The sequence below is a fragment of the Bradyrhizobium sp. USDA 3256 genome (assembly GCF_054058275.1).
On record NZ_JBSSAE010000002.1, the window covers coordinates 956723 to 976530 of the forward strand.

At 58.7% G+C, this 19808-nt stretch carries 16 protein-coding genes and 4 pseudogenes; 8 read left to right on the forward strand and 12 right to left on the reverse strand.

Features of this window, described 5'->3' with window-relative positions; all coding sequences use genetic code 11:
• Positions 1 to 2: 2 nt before the first annotated feature.
• The 3 genes and pseudogenes from ACVWY5_RS06130 to ACVWY5_RS06140 all read left to right on the forward strand — a co-directional run.
• Positions 3 to 443, forward strand: a pseudogene (locus ACVWY5_RS06130) (IS66 family transposase); the annotation flags it as partial.
• 11 nt (positions 444 to 454) lie between these two features.
• Positions 455 to 1356, forward strand: a pseudogene (tnpC, locus tag ACVWY5_RS06135) (IS66 family transposase); the annotation flags it as partial.
• 69 nt (positions 1357 to 1425) lie between these two features.
• Complete coding sequence (locus ACVWY5_RS06140) at positions 1426 to 1584, forward strand: transposase domain-containing protein (protein WP_321177628.1); 159 nt, start codon at positions 1426 to 1428, stop codon at positions 1582 to 1584.
• A gap of 121 nt (positions 1585 to 1705) precedes the next feature.
• Here ACVWY5_RS06140 and ACVWY5_RS06145 read toward each other — a convergent pair whose 3' ends face one another.
• On the reverse strand, positions 1706 to 2431 hold the full coding sequence (locus ACVWY5_RS06145; RefSeq protein WP_028337930.1) for an outer membrane protein: 726 nt from the start codon (positions 2429 to 2431) through the stop codon (positions 1706 to 1708).
• Positions 2432 to 2992: 561 nt separating this feature from the next.
• Between ACVWY5_RS06145 and ACVWY5_RS06150 the strand changes: the two genes are divergently transcribed.
• Both ACVWY5_RS06150 and ACVWY5_RS06155 read left to right on the forward strand, forming a co-directional pair.
• Entirely contained in the window at positions 2993 to 3376 is a 384-nt protein-coding gene (locus tag ACVWY5_RS06150) for a hypothetical protein (protein WP_028337932.1), read from the forward strand.
• Positions 3377 to 3968: 592 nt separating this feature from the next.
• A complete protein-coding gene (locus ACVWY5_RS06155) occupies positions 3969 to 4253 on the forward strand; it encodes a hypothetical protein (RefSeq protein ID WP_321177125.1) in 285 nt (94 codons plus the stop codon).
• Between the two features lie 151 nt (positions 4254 to 4404).
• Here ACVWY5_RS06155 and ACVWY5_RS06160 read toward each other — a convergent pair whose 3' ends face one another.
• Positions 4405 to 4704 (reverse strand): MarR family winged helix-turn-helix transcriptional regulator, encoded by a 300-nt coding sequence (locus tag ACVWY5_RS06160; RefSeq protein WP_321177627.1) that lies wholly within the window; start codon positions 4702 to 4704, stop codon positions 4405 to 4407.
• Between ACVWY5_RS06160 and ACVWY5_RS06165 the strand changes: the two are divergent.
• Positions 4703 to 5821 (forward strand): annotated as a pseudogene (locus ACVWY5_RS06165) (IS630 family transposase). The gene ACVWY5_RS06160 and the pseudogene ACVWY5_RS06165 sit on opposite strands and share 2 nt — an antisense overlap.
• A gap of 438 nt (positions 5822 to 6259) precedes the next feature.
• Here ACVWY5_RS06165 and ACVWY5_RS06170 read toward each other — a convergent pair.
• From ACVWY5_RS06170 to ACVWY5_RS06185, 4 genes are all read right to left on the reverse strand, one after another.
• Positions 6260 to 8053: an acyl-CoA dehydrogenase family protein gene (locus ACVWY5_RS06170; protein WP_431017469.1), complete on the reverse strand. Its 1794-nt coding sequence runs from the start codon at positions 8051 to 8053 to the stop codon at positions 6260 to 6262.
• Between the two features lie 594 nt (positions 8054 to 8647).
• A complete protein-coding gene (gene istB / locus ACVWY5_RS06175) occupies positions 8648 to 9409 on the reverse strand; it encodes an IS21-like element helper ATPase IstB (protein WP_122404610.1) in 762 nt (253 codons plus the stop codon).
• 20 nt (positions 9410 to 9429) lie between these two features.
• Positions 9430 to 10923 (reverse strand): IS21 family transposase, encoded by a 1494-nt coding sequence (gene istA / locus ACVWY5_RS06180; protein WP_456671652.1) that lies wholly within the window; start codon positions 10921 to 10923, stop codon positions 9430 to 9432.
• A gap of 811 nt (positions 10924 to 11734) precedes the next feature.
• Positions 11735 to 11869, reverse strand: a complete 135-nt coding sequence (locus tag ACVWY5_RS06185; RefSeq protein WP_456671653.1) for a hypothetical protein — start codon at positions 11867 to 11869, stop codon at positions 11735 to 11737.
• 168 nt (positions 11870 to 12037) lie between these two features.
• On the opposite strand from ACVWY5_RS06185, the gene ACVWY5_RS06190 reads away from it, so the two are divergent.
• The gene (locus tag ACVWY5_RS06190) at positions 12038 to 12283 is read left to right on the forward strand and encodes a hypothetical protein (protein WP_028337407.1); all 246 of its coding nucleotides are present in this window, start codon (positions 12038 to 12040) and stop codon (positions 12281 to 12283) included.
• 631 nt (positions 12284 to 12914) lie between these two features.
• Here the strand turns inward: ACVWY5_RS06190 and ACVWY5_RS06195 are convergent.
• From ACVWY5_RS06195 to ACVWY5_RS06205, 3 genes and pseudogenes are all read right to left on the reverse strand, one after another.
• Positions 12915 to 13289, reverse strand: a complete 375-nt coding sequence (locus ACVWY5_RS06195; RefSeq protein ID WP_028337409.1) for a hypothetical protein — start codon at positions 13287 to 13289, stop codon at positions 12915 to 12917.
• A 1112-nt stretch (positions 13290 to 14401) separates the two neighbouring features.
• Positions 14402 to 15556, reverse strand: a complete 1155-nt coding sequence (locus ACVWY5_RS06200; protein ID WP_456671654.1) for an LLM class flavin-dependent oxidoreductase — start codon at positions 15554 to 15556, stop codon at positions 14402 to 14404.
• Positions 15557 to 15598: 42 nt separating this feature from the next.
• Positions 15599 to 15856, reverse strand: a pseudogene (locus ACVWY5_RS06205) (transposase); the annotation flags it as partial.
• 52 nt (positions 15857 to 15908) lie between these two features.
• Here ACVWY5_RS06205 and ACVWY5_RS06210 point away from each other — a divergent pair.
• A complete protein-coding gene (locus ACVWY5_RS06210; protein WP_321177123.1) occupies positions 15909 to 16106 on the forward strand; it encodes a hypothetical protein in 198 nt (65 codons plus the stop codon).
• Positions 16107 to 16789: 683 nt separating this feature from the next.
• Here ACVWY5_RS06210 and ACVWY5_RS06215 read toward each other — a convergent pair.
• From ACVWY5_RS06215 to ACVWY5_RS06225, 3 genes are all read right to left on the reverse strand, one after another.
• Positions 16790 to 18001 (reverse strand): branched-chain amino acid ABC transporter substrate-binding protein, encoded by a 1212-nt coding sequence (locus ACVWY5_RS06215; RefSeq protein ID WP_321177122.1) that lies wholly within the window; start codon positions 17999 to 18001, stop codon positions 16790 to 16792.
• 256 nt (positions 18002 to 18257) lie between these two features.
• Positions 18258 to 18971 carry a MerR family transcriptional regulator gene (locus ACVWY5_RS06220; RefSeq protein ID WP_028337412.1) on the reverse strand — a complete coding sequence of 238 codons (714 nt, stop codon included), beginning with the start codon at positions 18969 to 18971 and terminating at the stop codon, positions 18258 to 18260.
• 122 nt (positions 18972 to 19093) lie between these two features.
• Entirely contained in the window at positions 19094 to 19303 is a 210-nt protein-coding gene (locus ACVWY5_RS06225; protein WP_080667276.1) for a hypothetical protein, read from the reverse strand.
• Positions 19304 to 19808: the final 505 nt, after the last annotated feature.

Sequence of the window (19808 nt, forward strand, 5' to 3'; positions counted from 1 at the left end):
GCATGAGCATCGCGGCGCTGCGCGACGAAAACGAACACCTTAAGGCGCTATTGGCGCAAACGCAGGCGGCCTTGAGCGAGCATCAGGGGGCACTGGCGGCGTCGGAAGAAGCCCGACGCCGGCTGGAGGTCATTCTCGGCGAATTACGACGCGACAGGTTCGGCGCGAAATCCGAGAAGCTGCGACCAGATCAGTATCATTTGCCGCTCGAAGACGTGGAGATCGCGCAAGGCATCCTGGATGCCGCGCAGGAGAGAGCCGAGGCGGTGATCCAGGGCCGGTCACGGAACGCGACGGATCAAAGCTCTCATCGCAATCGCGGCTGCTTGCCTGCCCATTTGCCGCGGGTGGAGCGGGTCATCGAGCCTGCGAGCACGCTCTGCCCTTGCGGTTGCGGCGCCATGACGAAGATCGGCGAAGACGTCAGCCAGCGCCTTGACGTGATCCCGGCGCAATGGCGCGTGCTGGTCACGCGCCGCCCGAAATACATCTGTCGCCGCTGCTCGGGCCCCGTCGTGCAGGCGCATGCACCGGAGCACGTCGTGCCCGGCGGGCTGCCGACCGAAGCGGCCATCGCGCACGTGATCGTCTCCAAATTTGGCGACCATACGCCTTTTACCGTCAGGCCGAGATCTATGCGCGCCAGGGCATCCGGCTTGATCGGACGACACTGGGCAACTGGTCGGGCCGCGCCTGCTTCCATCTTCAGCCCATCGCGGACCACATGCGCCACACTTGGCCATGGCGGATCGGCTGTTCATGGACGAGACCAAGGCGCCAGTACTCGATCCGGGGCGCGGCCAAACGAAGAAAGGCTACTTCTGGGCGATCGCCTCAGACGACCGCGGCCACAGTGGTCCAAGTCCGCCGATCGTGCTGTTCCGATATGCCCCGGTCGCAGCGGTGCCTTTGCTGAGCAGTTCCTGAACGGCTTTGGCGGACACTACCTGCAATGCGACGCCTATGACGGGTATGACCGGTTGAACGAAGTCGTTCGACCGCAAGGGCCGTGGACGCTCGTGCATTGCTGGAGCCATTTGGCGCTTCGTCAAATTGGTACGCAACAGCAAGTCGCCGATCGCCGAAGCTGCCGTTCGGCACATCGCGCAGCTTTACGCCATCGAAGCCATGGTGCGCGGCTCATCGCCGGACATCCGGCTGGCCGCGCGCAAGGAGCACTCGCTGCCCATGGTAGCCGCGCTAAAGTCGTGGTTCGAGAAACAGCTGTCGATGATCTCCAGCGGTTCGACACTCGCCGAGGACATCCGCTATGCACTGAATCATTGGCAGGGGCTGACCCGCTTCCTCGAAGACGGACGTCTCGAGCTCGACACCAACCCGGTCGAGAACGCGATCCGGCCAATCTGCCTGACCAGGAAAAACGCTCTCTTCGCAGGACATGAAATCGGGGCAGAAAACTGGGCCTTGCTCGCGTCGATCATCGCCACCTGCAAGCTCAATTACGTCAACCCGGTAGCCTACATCGCCGAAACACTTGAGGCGATCATCGACGGCCATCCCCATAGCAGAATCGGCGACCTCATGCCGTGGCGCTTCCGCAAGGCGTCAAGCCAGCCTCAATAGGGCCCCGGCCGAGCGCTTACAGTGAGGCAGGGGTGATGATTGATTAAGAGGAGCGCTTGAAGAAAGAACCCCGATCGACCGTCGGGGTTCTCGATTGACCATAGCAAGCGCGTGGAGGTCACTATCTACCAAACGCCGGGCTGAACTTGTAATTCAGCCGTGCCGTGATGAGATCGACGTCCTGGTGGACGCGATCGCCACCAACGGCTGTTGGGAAGGATACGTTGCTGCCCTGCATGAACAAGTGGTCATACTCGACGCCGGCGGACCAACTTGGCGTGAGGCTGACTTCGATACCGGCGCCGAGCGTGCCACCCCAACGCACGTCGTTGTTTCTGGCAATCTCGGCCCCATTTACCACAGAGTTGATGTGATAGGTATTGCTTGTCACCGCAGCGCCGCCCTTGGCGTAGAGCAGCACGGCATTGAACGCGTAGCCGATGTGGCCGGTCAGCAGGCCCAACGCATCTGTCTTGGTGCCAATGATGCCTGCCGGGAAGGCGGTGCTGACATTGGAGCCGCTGAAGTCGGCCCAGTTGCCCTGACCTTCGATGCCGTAGACCGTATTGAATATCTGCCAACGATAGCCGATCTGGCCGCCGATGGTGCCTCCAGTCGAATTATGGCAGCCCTCGGGGGTGACGCCATTGAAATCCCAGCAATTGTGGCTCGATCCCCAGCCACCATTGAGACCGATGTAGTAACCGGTCCAGTCGTTGATTGTGGCTACGATCGCCGGCGGGGGCGCCTTGATGTTGACGGGCTGCGCGGCGAAGTCCGCGCCAAGCGCGGGAGCAGCCGCACTGAGTGCGCCGATGCTTGCAGTCAGAATCAGCAAATTCTTCATTCGAGTGTCGTTCCTTTCGATGCCCCCCGGCACCGCGGGTCTTAACAAGATCATCGCGGATTGCTGTAACTGCAGCACAACATTGTTTCGGAAGAAATCGGTTGAATCGGACCATGCGTCAGATTTCGGTGGGCGCTGCAGTAAGCCGAAGAAGACGCTAGAGGTTTACCCGATTGGTTATTTTCACGGCGGCATTGCTGAACTCTAGAAGCAGGTTCTACCTCTGCGTCGCCTTTGATCGCACTAACAAATCCGCCTTCGAACCGCACGATCAAGAAACGACTGAAGGAGTTTTCATCCCGCACTTCGCGATGGCGCTTATTTCAATGCGCACGCCCTTCAAGTTCAAGGGCCCTGTCAACGTTTGGGGTTCCACGTTGATCCCGGATACAAAGGCAAGCTGATATTCGCAGTGTTCAACACGAGTCCGACAACAGTGCAACTGACAGGGGTGAACGGCTTTTCAAAATCTGGTGTGCCTCAATCGATCAAAAGTCCGGCAAGAAATACGTATTCGACAAATCGCCAGTTCAAGGCATCGACAAAGAATTCGTGCGCAGAATGACGCGCGAGCGGTTGTCATTGCAACAGTTGAACGAAAAGATCAGCGAGGTTGATGAAGAAGTAGGTAAAAGACTGACCGCTGTTGAGACCGACGTTAGAACGCGTTTCGCGGAACAGAGGTCTACCGTCGATGGCATTTGGCTCGTTTGGCGCTCCATTACGCTTGGCGTCATCGGTGCCTTGCTCGTTGCTCTTTTCATAACAGTCTGGCCTACAATGCAGCTGGTAGGGAATTGGATTGCGTACAACGTCAGCGAACGTGACAGTACCGCCGAATGCCCGCGCGGACAGCCCAGCGTCACCTCAAGTGTCGCCGCCTGCGCCAGCGGCTCCATCGCCAAGCCCAGTGCAACGGCCGCAATAGACTTTCACAGATTCTAGTCGCGCTTCTGCATCCAGCCCACCGGGGATTACGTCAGTCGGTTGCTCCATATCCGCGTCGGGCATTGAAAGAAGCGTCGAATACATGCCTAGACAATTGGAAACTGGAGTATGTCTGTATGTCTGGCGTCTGGCATTGTTGGTCAGATCGAGCGACTTGCACAATTACGCACCTCTGCCAAGCTGAGATAGCGGCCGCCCATTCGAGCTCCTTTCAGCCATCCAACCCTGCACCTCATCCAAAATAGACGCCTAGGGCGAGACCTCCTCGGTGTAGGCGCTGTTGAGGACTCAATCATCGAGGCGGGGCGCAATACTCCTTCGTGGCGGAGCACAATCAACGAACCACGGAAGGCTAATGAATTTAGAGCTGCGACGGACTTGCGGCGCAAGGTCGTTGCTCTCGCGAGCGGGTGATATTCAAACACTCAAGGAGCTTGTATTCTACGGCGGCTTATCCGGCGCAAAACAAATGACTCTAAGAGCGAGCGGGAATCGGTCCAAGTGAGCTCTTGGTCAGCTCCGGATTAGTTGTTCGGGAAAAGCTCGACTTCGCCGCCCTTCATTCGTTCATACTGGTAAAGGAGCTGACATGAGCCGAAAAAACTCTCTTACCCTGCGGCGCGGCATTACCACTGTCATCGTTGAAGGCTGCTGTGCGATCACCTGTCTCACCGTGATGGCTGTAGGTTATTTGCTTCTCGCGCCTTTGCGTGGGATCAGTCGCTTAACGCAGTTTTTTCGGCCGGCCTGCTCACGCACGACGATGATTAGCTCATCATCAATGTCCTTGCGGCACATTTCAGCGTTTTCTGTCGCGAAGCGGGATGCGCCATTCGCGCGCAATCTTGGATTGATAGAACTTCTTACGCTTTGACCGATAGTTTTCGGCAAGCCATTTCTTGCCATTAGGTTCTTGGTAAGGCCTCTTCAGTTTGTGGTTACGAACGCGTTTGACTTTACCGGTTTGCGTCTTCTCGGCTCTAGTGGCTTCTCACAGTAATTTTGACCGGTTGGCTTTCAGGCGATCAGCTTAACTCCGGCAGAGTTTTGGGATCAACGAGGAGTTCAATACTGCGAGCTGTCCTTGGCAATCTTTTGATAAGGCCGGCTGTCTCGAGCGATCGCACCATTTGGTGAACCGAAGGCGGGCTGACGCGGAAATATTCCTGCATGTCGGCTTCCGCCGGAGGCCTTCGATGAAGCCTCGTATAGAGGTGGATGAAGGCTAGGTACTGCCCCTGTTTGGGTGTGAAGGTTTTTGCCGAAGGACTCACGCCGGCCATCCGATTCAGTTGTTTGTGCGTGCCTCTCAGGGAGACAGGCATGAATGTACGCTATCGGGTCGAACTCAGCCAAGTCGAGCGCGGCGAACTCAAGGCGCTGCTCAGCGGCGGCAAGCATGCGTCCCGCAAGCTCAAGCGCGCCCAGATTTTGCTGGCTGCCGATGCCGGGGCCGGCGACGAGGAGATCGCCAGGGGCATCGGCGTGAGCGGCTCGACCGTGTACCGGACCAAGCGCCGCTTCGTGGAAGGCAATCTGGAACTGGCGCTGAGCGAGGAGCCACGGCCCGGGGCGGAACGCAAGCTGACGGGCAAGGAAGAAGCTCTGCTGGTGGCGACCGCCTGCGCGGCCCCTCCGAACGGCCGTGCCCGCTGGACGCTCGATCTGCTGGCGGGTGCGCTCGTCAAGCTCACCGAACACAAAAGCCTGTCGCGCGAGGCGGTCCGGCGACGTCTGGCGGAGAATGACCTCAAACCCTGGCGCCGCGACATGTGGTGCATTCCGCAGATCGATGGCGAATACGTCGCCCGCATGGAGGACGTGCTCGATCTCTACGCCGCGGTGCCCGATTCCAAACGGCCGGTGGTGTGCTTCGACGAAAGCCCCGTGCAGCTCATCGGCGAGGTCCGTCAGCCCAGCCAAGCCGGGCCAGCTCGAACGTTACGACTACGAATATCGTCGCAATGGGACGGTCAATCTCTTCGTTCTCTTCGACGTGCATCGCCCTTGGCGGAAGGTCAAGCTCACCGAGCGGCGAACGGCAAAAGACTACGCCCAATCCATGCGCGACCTCGTCGACATCCATTATCCCGATGCCGAGATCATCCGCGTTGTGCAGGATAATTTATCGACTCACTCCGCCGGCGCCCTGTATCAGACCTTCCCGCCCGCTGAAGCCAGGCGCATCCTGCGGCGCATCGAGTTCCACTACACCCCAAAGCACGCAAGCTGGCTCAACATGGTCGAGATCGAGATCGGCATCTTGCGAGGATACAATGCCTCGACCGCAGGATCGACGACCCCAAGCGGCTGCGCCGCGAAATCTCCGCCTGGCAACGGCAGAGAAATGCCGCACGGTCCCGCATCAAATGGATGTTCACAACCGAAAAAGCCCGCGCCAAAATGGGACGCGCCTACCCAAACGCTTCCAAAGAGTCATAATCACTGTGCAGAAGTACTAGCCCATAGACCGACGATCGAACGATAGTGCCACCACTCAAATACAAACCGCGTCCCACGGTGTCCCCAGACTCAAGGCGTGTGCAAAGTACTCCGAACCCTCCGACGTCGTCTCAAATTGTGTCGCAACGAGCAAGCGAGCGCCCTGGGCTTTGGCTCAGGCAGCAAACGCTGCACAAGGCAACATGATCGTCACATCAAAGGAGGGTTCCCCGCTATTCGACGGAGGGGCGGTCGTCTAGGCAGGACTGATGATGGCGCGCGTGGCACGATGCGCCTCCCGGCGGCTCTGAGCACGTGCGATCACCGATCTGTTAGTGTGGCAGGCGGTCGGTCGAGGATCAAGTGCCGAAATCGGCGTGTGGCAGTGCCTGCAGTTGGTAGGACCGGCCCCCCTCGCTCCACTTGCGAGTTAGGGTTTCAGACATACTGGACCAATTTGAGGTAATCGTCTGTGAGGACTGGCGAGCGGATGGAAGAAGCTGCGTCATGAAGGAAGCTATTCAGAGTCCTACTAGCGCGAATGCGGCCTTCGAAAGACAGTCGCGCTGGCGCGCGAGCACGGAGGACATCCAATTCGGAACTGACCAGGTCAGCCGCGGGACAATCTGAGGCCGAGAAGCAACCAGCAGAGATGACAGCTTGTGCCAGTCCCAGTGTAGTGAGCCAGCCGGCATAGATTAGTACGGCACCGTCTGTCTCATTGAGCCCAGAGAGTTCCTCAATTGCAGCAGCGTGGACTGTTGCAGCTCCAAGAGAGAGAAAAAGATCGGCTATTTCGTCACGTGTGGCTCGAGAGAGAAGGCAGCGGCCGAGATGTGACAGGAGCGTCTCGGTCGGCCCCTCGAAGATGCGCAGAATGCGAGCGTCGCGATAGATCTTAGCTACAGGCGTTCCCTCATCGTAACCACGGCCACCTAACAGTTGGACACATTGATCAGCGACGAGGCCGCACCACTCCGACGACAAAACCTTCGTTGCTGACGCAAGGTGGACGTTCGGCGCGCCCTGCGCTGAGACAAGACGGCAGGATGCCCCCAGCATTGCCTTCACGACTTCCCGCCGGAGTACCATCTGGCCAAATAACTGCTCGATATAGCTGTTCTCGATCATGCGCAGCTTGCCTAATCGACGTTGGCTTGCATATGAGGCTGCGACCTGGATAGCGCGCTCAAGGGCTCCAAGACCCATAGCAGCCACACCGATGCGTCCGCGGTTCATACTGGATGCTGCTGCTCCCCAGCCGTCTTGATCGCGAGAGAGCACGTAAGCACTCGGCAGCTCGACATCCTGGAACTCAAGGGTGTTCTGGATAATGCCGCGTAGACCGAGTGTGCGATGCTCGTGAGTGACCTTTAGGCCGGGAGCCTGCCTATCAACCAGTACGCCAACGACGCGGCCTTTCGCATCCGGACCAGAAGCTCGCGCAAAGCAAACGATCCAACGAGCCCAGTCAGCGAGGCCGATCCAAATTTTGCGGCCGGAGACGCGAACTCTATCTTCGTGCATGAAAGCCGAAGCTTCTATATGTCGCGGCGCAGAGCCAGCTCCAGGTTCTGTTAACGCGAAAGCGCAAAGGTCGCCATGTGTTGCACCCCACATGACCTGCCCTTGTTCAGGGATGTGCGTTGCCGCTTCGATGCAGGGCAAGGCCAGGAAGTTATGGATCACGAGGGTAGAGGCAGCCGAGACATCGAAGGATGCAGTGGCGGAGATGAGATCGATGGCCTCTTGCAAGGGAAGAGCTAACCCACCGTGCTTTGTTGATGTAGTGAGTCCGAATAGCCCATGCTTTGCTAATACGCTGTGTAGGGTCGGAGGAAATGCTCGACGGTCATCTGCGTCTGCGAAATTCAGCTGACTCAGATCATCGATCAAACGGGAATATAGGGTAGCAGGTGCACAAAAGTCAGATGTGCCTTGCTGCGCCTCCTGGCATAAAGCGTGAACCTGAGTATACATAGCCATAAGAGCAGAATGATTGCGCGCGCGCTCCGTGCCAATCATCCCGGTGGCTAGCTCGAATAGACATTGGTATAGATGGATGTGAGCGTAGCATAAGCTGGTTACCCAAGATCGGAATGTTTCGCCAGCGCTCCGGGCAGGCAACAAAATGCGTCTTGGACGATTAGCCCATCGAGGGCGTGTTCGCGACCGTGCGGTACCGGACGATGGACACCGGAGGTCAGTTGTCGCCGCTACCACCACGCGCATGGCATTCAAACTGTCGATCGCCGCGTCAGGGACCTGGCGGCGGCCCAAAGGCAGATCATTTGCCGCAGCTCATCGCAGTTGTCAGATTCAACAATGGTATCGTCATCCAAGCGTCGGCGAACCACAATGTCTGATCACTCGTCACCCAAGACATCCTGCATAGGAACGACGAACTCATCAGCGGCCTGCTCAAGAAAATTGTCTCCCACACTTCGTAAATCGTTCAACACGCCTAAACGGTACGGGAGCTGCGGCCGTGCGCAAAGCTGATTGCATTGAGCCACGTCGTATCGGAGCGATGGCAGAAGACCGGAGCGCCATCAGCACGAGTTGCGCCACGAAGTGGCTTGGTCATCACGGAGATCGTCATTAAGCAACCAAGCCATACATGGCTGAGCAACTAACGTGCTAGGCAGTCATAGAGCGACAAAGAGGGTAAAACGGTGCGCCTTTCCAAACCCGCTGCGCATTCCGACGAAGTCGGCCGCGGATTCCGAGCGAAGCCGGCCGCCTGTACCGATTGAAGCCGGCCAGGGATTCCGATGATCCCGGCCGCCTGCCGAGGCGGGCTCTCGCGACGACGTCGTCATCAGGTCAGTTGGCGGGCTCGTCGTCAAGCGTCTGACGCTTGGCGGCGGCTTTGCGTAGGCTCTCGCCCTTGAGGGTGAGCCTGTGGGCGTTGTGCACGAGGCGATCGAGGATAGCGTCGGCAATGGTTGGGTTGCCGATGAGCTCGTGCCAATGCTCGACCGGGAGCTGGCTTGTCACCACGGTCGAGCCGCGGCCATGGCGATCCTCCATCATCTCCAACAGGTCGCGTTGCTGCTCGGCAGTCATCGGGGCAAGTCCCCAGTCGTCGAGGACCAGAAGCTCGACGCGCGCCAGGGTCCTGAGGAGGCGAGCATGGCGGCCGTCGCCCCGCGCGAGGGTGAGCGCCTCGAACAGCCGCGGCAGCCGTTGATAGAGCACGGAGCGGTTGTCCCGGCAGGCCTTGTGGCCCAAGGCGCAAGCGATCCAGCTCTTGCCGACGCCGGTCGGGCCGATGATGAGCAGGTTCTGATGCCGGTCGATCCACTCGCCGGCGACGAGCTTTTGGAACAGCGGCTTGTCGAGTCCGCGCGGCGCCTTCATGTCGATATCCTCGACGACGGCGTTCTGCCGGAGGCTGGCGAACCGCAACCGAGCGATCAGCCGCTTGTTCTCGCGCTCGGTCGCCTCACGGTCGACCAGTAGTGCGAGGCGCTCCTCAAAGGCCAGCGTGGCGATGTCGGGCTGTCGCTGCTGTTCGTCGAGGGCCTTCGCCATTCCGTTAAGCCCGAGTGCGACGAGGCGGTTGTGGGTGGGATGTGTCAACATCGTCTCTCCTTTCTTCAGTGCTAGTAATCGGTGCCGCGGATATTGCCGTGGCGGATCGGTGGGTCGTCCGGCAGCCTCTCGTTTGCGTAGGCGCGATCGAGCCCGTGCTGCAGGATCGACTTGATCGAGCCGTAGGAGGTCGCGCCGATGTCGTTACCGCGCCGGCAGGCGGCCTCGATGCGGGCCGAGCCGTAGCTGCGCGCGAGCCGCAGAATGCCGAGACAAGCCCGGAAGCCCTGCTCGGGGTGTGGCTTGGCTTTCATGATCGCCTCGACGAGAGCGATCGTGGCGGGGCCGATCTTGGCCGCTTCTCGTTTGAGCCGTGCTGGCGTCCATTCGGCATAGCGCCGGTGCGCGCTCGGCATGTGCTCCGGGATCGTGGTGTGGCGATGGGGCACGTCAGAGCGGGCGTGGCTGGCGACCCGGACGCCCTTGTGCAGAATCTCGATCGTCCGGTCGGTAATGCGCGCCTCAAGCTCTTCGCGGATCAGACGTGAGGGCACCGAGTAGTAGTGACCGGCGATCTCGACGTGATAGTCGGGCGCGACGCGGCACTTCTTCCACTCGGCGTACTGATACGGCAGCGGCGGCAAGGCTTTGAGCGCCGTCTTGTCGATCTGTCCGAACAACTCGTTGCGGCTCACACCGAGCTTGCGCATGATCCTGGCGTTGAGGTCGGCAACCGCCTCGCGGATGGCCGCGTTGAGTTCATCAAGCGAGAAGAAGCGCCGGTTGCGCAGCCGCGCCAGCACGAACCGCTGGACGATTTGCACCGCCACTTCCACCTTCGCCTTGTCGCGCGGCTTCCTCGGACGCGCGGGCAGGATCGCAGTGCCGTAATGCTCGGCCAGTTCCTGGTAGGTGCGATTGATGCCCGGCTCATAGCGGCAGGTGGCGGTGACGCCGGCCTTCAGATTGTCGCAGACGATCGCCTTCGGCACGCCGCTGATCGTGCGCAAGGCATTGACGTGTAACCCGATCCAGTCGGCCAGCCCTTCCGACCAGCGCGCCTCGGCAAAGGTGTAGTTGGATGCTCCCACCACCGCGACGAAGACATGGGCCAGCCGCTGCACGCCGGTCGCGGCATCGAACACCGGCACGGTGTCGCCCGCGAAGTCGACGAACAGCTTCTCTCCGGGCCCGTGCACCTGCCGCATGGTCGGCGAGATCGTCTCGCTCCATTTCCGGTAGAGATCGCAGAACCGGCTGTAGCCATAGCCGTCGGCGTGCTGGGCGCGATATTCCTCCCACAGCAGGAGCAGCGTCACACCGCGCCGCTTCAGCTCCCGGTGCACCGCCGTCCAGTCGGGCAACGGCCGCGCCGGCTTCTCCTCGAATGTCGGCGGCGTGAACAGCCGGCGCTCGAGCTCGCCGTCGTCCATCCCTTCCGGCACCGGCCAGGTGATGCCGATCACGGCAGCCCGCCGCAGATACTCGCCAACCGTCGATCGGCTGATGCCGACGGTGACCGCGATCTGCCGTTCGCTCACGCCAAGGGCGTGCCGCAGTCTCAAGACTTCTCAAACCTTCCGCATCGGCGCTCTCTCGGCGGGCATCAGACCTCCCCTTGCTTGGCCGCAAAGGAGGGCTGGTCCGCGATTCGATCGCCGTCTTCGAGAGCGTCAGGCCGGTCTCAACAGGGTGGCCGGCTTCGATCGGAGATCGGAATGGGTGGCCGACTTCCGTCGGAATCGGTGGCCGGATTGCGTCGGAATCAGTGGCCGGCTTGCATCGGATTACGCACCCCGGCTGCCTAACCACTCGATAGATTCCGGACGTGTATGTCGCTAATCGGACGCGGTTGACTACCGACTTCTCGCGCGCGATCGAGAGGAGTTTCATAGGTCTGGCGGGCATAATCGGCTCTCATTCGGGATCGATGCACAGGGCGACCTTCGGGACTTCTCTCAAGTCAGCGCCCTCCGCGACTGCGCCTCGGGGCGCATACAAAGGTGGGGGTAATCGTGATTGCGGGGGGCAGGACCGAATCCGTCGGTACCGTACGGACCCATGACGAACCACGCCCCACAGTTCTTTGCGGGACGATACGAACCGGATCGTCGCAACGGCCCGCCACGCGGTCAACGATCTAGTGACCCCGCGTGGAGCACAACTCACACCACGGAGCCGTTGCGCTCCGTTGACAGGAGAACGACGGCCAGGCCGCCGACATTTGTCTGAAAGCAAACAAGCGGTGTCCGGAATGCGCAGCGCGCGCTGAAGATCGCATTGTACGAAACGGACGATGTTGAGGTTGGAACGCTCCTTAGCTCGGAGCTCGAATGTGGTGCACGGCCGTTTCGCCAAGTGCGGCTCTGGCCATGATTAGTCGCGGCTTTCGACTGCTTGAGCGACCACCGACATCGAGCAATGCGGGAAATCCAGCAAAAAAAATGCGCGATGGCGCATGCTCGCGTTCAAGCGATTCAGAATTAGTTGAATTGACTTGAACTCGGTCATCCGCACTTCAATAAGCATCTGTATAGACCTGTTGTAGCGCCGCGAGGAGCTCGCTGCGCGAGCGGACCCGTGGATCCGATCTCTTACCTGCTGCGATACGTCAGAGGCACTCGGTTTCGCTTTGAACAAGTTACTCCCTCCTATTCAGATTTCGATTGGAGTTTTGAGATGGACCAGATTTCATCTGAGCAAGTGCAGACGCCGGAGGTTCTCGTGAGCGTTGCCTTTGATAAGGCGTGGCGCTTTGTCGAGAAGGACCCGTTACTGGCGCACAATCTCAGGACAGTGCTTCACAGCCGATTGCAGGCATTCCTGGAATGTTCGATAAGAAGCGGCGAGCGGAATACTTTGCATCTGGCGAACGAGGCGATACGCAATCTGCGCGCCGAACTTGCGCCCTCGACAAAACAATGAGGTAGCTTACACCTCCCGGCAGGAACAACCGGCTTCGTCTTGGCTCTCCGCGATCTTGCGCAGCAGAAGAGCAATCCCGATATATCGTGCTCGGACTCTTCTTCTCCACCAATATTCTGCTTCGACTGAACCGAGTCCTCGCCTAATCTTGCCGGTGAACACCGAGCGCATCCGCGAGGATGTCCGCCACGATACGGCCGGTCGCCGCCGCGCTATGCCACCTGATCCTTGATGCGCCGCCACACCCGGGCAGGGCTTCCGCCCTTCCGCCGGCATCATCCGGCCCGCCCGATCCTATGGACAACAGTGGCTCGATGCTGCCGCCCTGCGGGCAGATCGACATCTGCGCGCATCTGCGGCCCGGTCAAAGCGATTTTTGCCAACGATCTCGATCGACGTCCTTCACTCAAGCGCCCCTTGTTCAGAAAACGCGCCGGTCCTTCATCCGAACATCCGCAGGCTATGTTACGACAACTCGGAGATCAATGCCTTACGGAACGACTGCGATGCGGACAAGGCAGTAGAAGCGACGCGCTCGTGAGACGACAAGCCGGTCCAATCTTGCAACTCGTGAACCTTGCGGCGGTACTCGGTAGGGCGTCGTCACCGGCTGAAGAACACGAAATGGAATCTACTCATTTTCACGCGACAGAATTAGCGTGGCGATCTTCATCTGGTTGGCAGGAGTGCGTAGAGCCTCGGGTAAGGCCGCCACTGCTTGATCGAACAGGCGTCCCAAAACCTGAAGGTCTTCTGGATGATAGACGCCGCGGTCTCGGGACATTCGCGCTGTTTGCCCATCTCCATTGCGACCACTGGTCCTCGCGTCGCTTAGCTGACCGATGGCTAGCTCCGCGTTTATCATTTCGTTTGTGAGTGCATTAAGTAGTCGGACTGCTTCGAGCTCGTTGCCTTCCTCGCCGACGAGGGTGGCAACGATGTCCAGTTGCAAGTCGATGCGGTGAGTAAGGTCTTGTATGCGTGAATTGGAAGGATCAAGTTCCACGGCGTTGCTCCAGAGCAATTAAAAGCAGGGTCGGTTGAGTAAAGATGTGCGTCGTTTTTCGCGTTCGTGGGGCTGCAGGCGCGCGGCTAGGGCGAATTGCGACCGCAGAAAGCTGTGCATACGTGCGGTTAGTTGAGAGCGGCACATAGAATGCAATGACCGCGAAACTTGTGAGGGCGGCCGGCACCGAGCAGCACCAAGTACGCGAGCGCAGTGAGGATCCCCGACTACAATGACGTAGGGAATCGCGCTGTGGTACTGCGCAGCCGGTCTGGTCACGCAAGTCGTCAGCAGTGCCTCGTCGTGGCCGGCGAAAATATGCCTTGCAATGGAGTTGTCAGATAGCTGACAGTCCTGCATCGGCTGCCGGCCGTCACAGCGCCAGCTTGATGGCGCGGGCAAGCGGTTCAGGACGACAAGTCCGGTTTGCCTTGGCTTAGGGCGCAGTCTGCCCGTCCTAATTCTAGCGGGCGCACGCATGGACCCCAGCCAATAGGAGTACGCGAGAGCCAATCTCCTGGACCGCCTTTAGCATGAGGACAACTAAGTCGGCGACTATGCGGTAGATTGCGCGTGAGGCGTTGCGATGCGCCATCCGCCTATAAGCGGGCGATACGTGCCGTGATTTGCAGGATAAGGGAGTCTGTTTGGCGATACAGACACGGGGGACTGGAGTTGCCCTGCGACTATGCTCAAAGCAAACTGGGTTCATTGTTACACGTGCTTCGTGAAGGGTACGTTCCGGAAATCGGCGATTGACTATGGGTATTTGGTTAAGACCGGTAAAATCGAAAGTTTTGATGGGATGCATCCAACTCGCGGATAGCGCGCGCGACCGTGGCCGACCTGTTCTGGATGACGCAGGATGCCGACCGCATATGAACAGAGTTGGCTTGTCATGCGCCGCTCTTCAAGTCAGTTCACGTCAGCGTCGGTGACATCGGCCGAAAGGCCGCCGTGATGGTGATCAAGACGATCCGGTCCTCATCGGTCTGTGGACCTCCTGCTGAGTAGGCAGGAGGTCCTGAATTACGCGCGTTTGGCAGGGCGGCCGATCATAAATGAAGGTCGCGATGCGCAGCTCCTTTAAGGCGGCCACATCCTAGTCATCGTCAGCCAAAGCTAGCGATGATTTCGGATCTAATTGTGGTTGCAGTGTATAGGGAAGCTTCTAGCGGAAGGTTCCCGAATGCAAGCTGGCAAAGTAGGTAGTTTGCACCTGCCTCCTCCATCTGGTTAAGAAGGGTCTGTCGGACGGAAGCTGGCGTTCCGACGACGCATAATTCGCTTTCGAGCGCTGCATCGAAGGTCAGCGGCAGGGTAGGTGGTGTCGGAATGGCGTTCAGCTCGTAAACGAATTTAAAGCTATCGAGCCATCGCTCATACGCTGTTTCTGCTGTTACATGGGCGTCTCGGTCAGACTGCGCGATCACGACCATGCGAAGCAAACCAATAAACGGCTCGCGATCGTCCCCGGCTGTAATGCGTGCTCGATGGGCGCGGAACGCATTCGTAATGTTTCGGACAGCAGAGGAACGGCCTAGGCACGCCAGATTGGCGCCATTGGCAGCAGCCCACTCCGCCGACTCTGCCCGACTGCTCGTGATCCAGGTCGGCGGATACGGATGCTGATGAGGCCTCATGGTCAAAGGTATCTCGCTCAGCTCGAAGAATCGTCCGTGATAGGATAACGTATGCCCCTTTAGCGCGGCATTTAGGATTTCGCTGGCTTCCTCATAACGCTCCGGCGCTGCGTCCGCGCTGACGCCGAAATAGCCCCATTCGGTCGGCAGGGAGCCACGTCCGATACCGAGCTCGAGCCTGCCGCCGCTCAATTGGTCAAGCATGCAGATCTCCTCGAATGCGCGCAAAGGATGATAGAGGTTGAGCAGCAGGACCAGCGGACCAACACGCAGTCTCTGGGTGCGTTGCGCGACGCTTGATAGAAACAGGTTCGGCGAGGGCCCTCTGCCATGTGGTGTGCAGTGGTGCTCCGCCAAATGATAAGCGTAAAAGCCCAGAGAATCGCACACCTCCGCTAACTTGAGCCGATCTTCGTATTGTCGCGCGACATCGCGGCCGTCGTCGTCCAAGTGGTCGAAAATGCCGCACGTTAGTCTTGAAGGAAGGCTGCGTTTCACTTGATCATCTCCGTTTGTGGAACAGGCATCCTGGTTGCCTGATGCTGTCGCGCTCAAGGACGGCTGTTCGTTATTTGACCGCTTTTGATCTTTCTCGTCGGGTGCGGTGCCCTGAGCTTGCACCATGTGATTGGGTCATGAGGTCTGCAGATGGCGGTCTGACCACTACTTTGATAGGAGCTCGCGAAGCGCCGCCACACCGAGCATGTGTTCGACCAGAAGCATCTTTAGCTTCGCGTTCTCCTCTTCCAGGGCCTTCAATCGTTTGGCCGCAGAAACGTCCATGCCGCCAAATCTGGCTTTCCAATTGTAGATCGCCGCTTCAGAAGTTCTGTGCCTGCGAGCTAGATCGGCCGCTTTCGCGCCAGCCTCATGCTCTTTCAGTATCGCGATAATTTGTTCCTCCGTGAATCTCGACCGCTTCATCTGTCCGCCCTTCTTGGGGCAGAACTTGCGCTCCAACTGGAGGAGATGCCCAATGAGAAATCATCTGCCGGACGCCAACACGAAGCTTGGGTCGGAAGGTATTCCAGAAGGTTCGAGTTCAGCGAAGTCTGCTGCAACTTCCCGCCTTTCAAGCCTGATAGGCCGAGGGTTGTCCTCGAAGGCAAAACGGCGCCCAAAGATACGGACGCCGATGGCATGGCTGATCACATTGTTGTTGAAAAATTTTTGAATCGTGCGAATCGACCCGATTGGCACATCGCTGCGGGCGGCTTGGCGGCTCGCCCCAAGGCGGAGCCGTCCCCTGCGCATCGGCATTGCTGTACGAGGGCAGCAACGAGCCTCCAATTAAGGCGGCGGCCAGCGGGAACGAGTTGATGGCAGGGTTGACACAAGCCTCATGGAGATCGGTTCGGCCGGAGCGGAAGTTGATCGTTTTGTCGCGTGCAGTTCGTAGTGTTCCGCCCGACGCGGGACAACCCGTAGGTTGCAGCGCGCAAGTGCATTTGTCGGCATGCGTGCTCGATGGGGGAAGTTGTCGCTGCAAATTGAGTTTCATGGCTATGTTTGTTGGAAAGAACTGCCAGCGCTCCGTGACACCGCCGAGCTGCTGCAGACGGCATGGGGAGCCTATTTGAGGAAGAACCGGTGAACCAAAGAGAGTAACCATTGAGCTTATCAAAACAGGCTTGCCAAGGTCGAGAGTTGCAACACTGAGGGCTGGCACGGGTGCTATTTGTCTATCATCGGACGCAACTCATCCCCCAGCGGATCGACATCAGGCAGCTCTGCGAGCGCTGCGGCGAACGCGAAAAGTGCTCCGAAGACCGCGAGTACAAGGGTGCATGCGAGGATCGTTGCACCAAGGTCGTGAGGACGTCTTATCATCTGTGCCACTGGTTGAATTGTGGGAGGCTACGTGAGGCCACGATCAGTTCTGCTGGACGTCTTCGACATGTCCGACGCGCCAGCGGGAAACGAGAAAACCAGGAGCCGCTTTGCCTCGTTGGACTCAAATCGGACCGGACCGATCACGGTATCGGTCGGCCTCGAACGAAGTGCGTCGGTGACTCGTGCAGAATCGAAAGAGCTAACCCGCTTCACTGCATCTGCCGGGGCTTTGACGGCTGCATAGGCGTAAAGCATGTAGCCTTCGGCGGACATGTTGGCCGCGTTGAGGCGGGTCGCAATGCCGGCCGCATTGGTATTCTTGCCGGGTTCGGGCATGAAGATGAACAACGTTCCGTTTCCGGTAGTGCTGGCAACGACCCGGAAATTAGAGGTCATCAGCGGATCGTTCGCCATAATGATGAGGCCGGCACCTGATTCTGATGCCCGGCGCACGATCAGTCCGACTTCGGTAAGATAGCCGCCGAAATAAGCGAGCCGTAACCCCTCCGTCTTCAATCTTGAGACCAGCGCCGCGTAGTTCTTTTCGCCGGCTACATAGCTTTGGTGATTGACGTATTCATCGGATCTCTGAAGCTGAGCCGCAACCGCGTCGGCAATGTCATTACCCGCCGCGCTTTTGTCATCGAGCACTGCGATCGGATGATTATTATGTTGGCTCCCAATGTACTCAGCTGCAACGAAGCACTGTTTGTCGTCGCAGCCACAGATCCGAAACACCGCCTCGAGGCCGCGGTCTGTTAGTTGACGATTTGTTGAGCCAGGTAACACTTGAACGATGTCCGCTACGTCGCCGTAGACTGGGATCGACGAAGAAGAACAAAAATGACAAACGGCCAGTCGGACGCGCTCGTTTGTGAGCTGATTCGTAACTGCGATGGCATGATTGGGATCGCAAACATCGTCGACGGCAGTCGATATCAGCTTGGTAGCGGGAAGAAGGCCAGACACGTTCAGGTCCTCGACAGCGGCAGCCGCTCCATCGCGCATTTGTCCGCCAAACGCAGCGCCGTTTCCGATCACGGGACCAGCCACGGCAATATTGACGTCGGAGGCGCGCGTAGCCGAACCGAGGGCGCAAAAGAGCAGTGTTGCACTTGCAGCTAAAGCGTTACGCCTACCCAACATTATAGAGCTCCAATGCTCACCAGCTGCCGGGATTTGCCGCCCGACTTTCTTGCAGATATCGATGCGGTTGATTCTACCGAGCGAAGTCATTCGCGTCAGCTCAGCCACACCGCAGCTACGGTAGAGCCTACAATTTGACGTTACGTACGGTTCAAGCCCCTTTTTGAGGAAGTGTCTGACATGGCGTCGGCGGAAAGGTCGACGAGGCAACAGTGGGAAGAGCTGTCCGGTCGAGCCGCACAACTCAGCCGCCGCGCATCAGAACCAGCTACCGAGGCCTCATCCCGTTCTCATCTTGACGACAGAGACCGACGGGCCATCCTGCACGCGTCCCTCCCCCAAGCTGTCAGTACGGCTGATCCTCCAACCCGGCAAGGGCAAGATCGAGATACTGCATGAGACTGGGATCCCAACCAGCTAGACTGCGGGGGGCACTTAACCGCGCAAGGACCTTCAGGATCGTCGAAACGCGTGAATCAGCTCCGGCGATTTCGCCGATCAGCAACCGCGCTTCAACCGCGACAGCCTTTGCGCGCTCGCCGCAAGGGTGTTCGCCCCTATCCATACAATCACGCAGTTCGTCCCGGATCCGCCGCCACCGATCCTCGCGCTCTGCAGCCAACTTGCATGTGCATCTGGACGCCTGACTACGCGTCTCGACCCGAGACATGGCATTCAAGGTGGCAGGCAGCTCATCTACACTTACCTGGATTTCACTGTCCGTCGTCATGTCGCGCAAGCGATCTCGCAACAGGGTTGCTCGGGCGACTTGAAGTTCGATCCGCTCCAAATGCTTGCGCAGGAGGTCAATGAGTGAAGTGGTGCCCTCCATCGCTTTACGGATCTCGTTAAGGGAAAAGCCAAGCTCACGTAGCGCGCGAATTTGATGAACCCGTTGAACGCTTTCACGATCGTACATCCGGTGGCCGCCGTCCGTACGCTCTGATGCGGCTAAGAGACCCGTGTGTTCATAATGATGCAGCGTGCGTACCGTTACTCCGGTCGCCTCTGCAAGTTCGCCAATGCGCCATCGACGCCTTCGTGGTGTAGCTTTGCTCATGTTGTTCAATTTCAAAGCCTACAACCTGACGTCACGTATGATTCAAGCTATTTCAAAGCTCTAGCTGGATCGTCTTCCATTCCAGCGTAAGAGATGGTCACTATCCTCAGAACGGCTGGCGATCAACCCTGAGGGGAAATCATGACCAACAAGTTCATCAGGCATGCCAGTCTAGACTCGCCGATCGCTGTACGCTCCAAGATGAGTTTGGCGACAGCTGTTCGATTTTCAGGGGTTCGCATCGACGGGGGTAGCGCGGTGATCGCGCCATCAAAAAGTCTTCCCAAGATAGAAAGCTCTTCCGGATCGAATACGCCGCTGTATTGTTTCAACGTTTAGCTCCTTGTTGGTCATTGCGCCAAGGCAGCGCACGTCGTCAAGGCGTTTGACCGCGGTAGGGCCAAAAGAAGTCGGTCCGGCGGCGCAGCGCTATGAAGATGCAGAGCGCTTCTAGGTGATGCGACAAGGCAACACTGGTACGCGGTGTCTTGCAAAATCGCACGAGCGATTCCCGCTATCTGCGTAAATCAATCGCTGCGCTGGCTGTGCGTCATGTGAGCTCGGCGGAAGCGAATCGGCTCCGGGCATTAGGAGTACTACTGGCTCTGAGGGTAGACGGCGAGCCCCGAGCTGATCTTAGTCATGTATATGAGGCCAGTAGGCGAGGCTCCGCTTGCAACGCAAGGGTCTGACTTAAGCGTCCAGTGCGTGCTCTCTGATGCGTGATCAACTAAGGCAACGCGGCAGGCGGCTTGAGCCGCCGCCGCCATGTGCGGCGTGATACCAATATGGGAGTTTCGCAACGGCATCATGATAGCCGACCGGGCAGCGAGACTG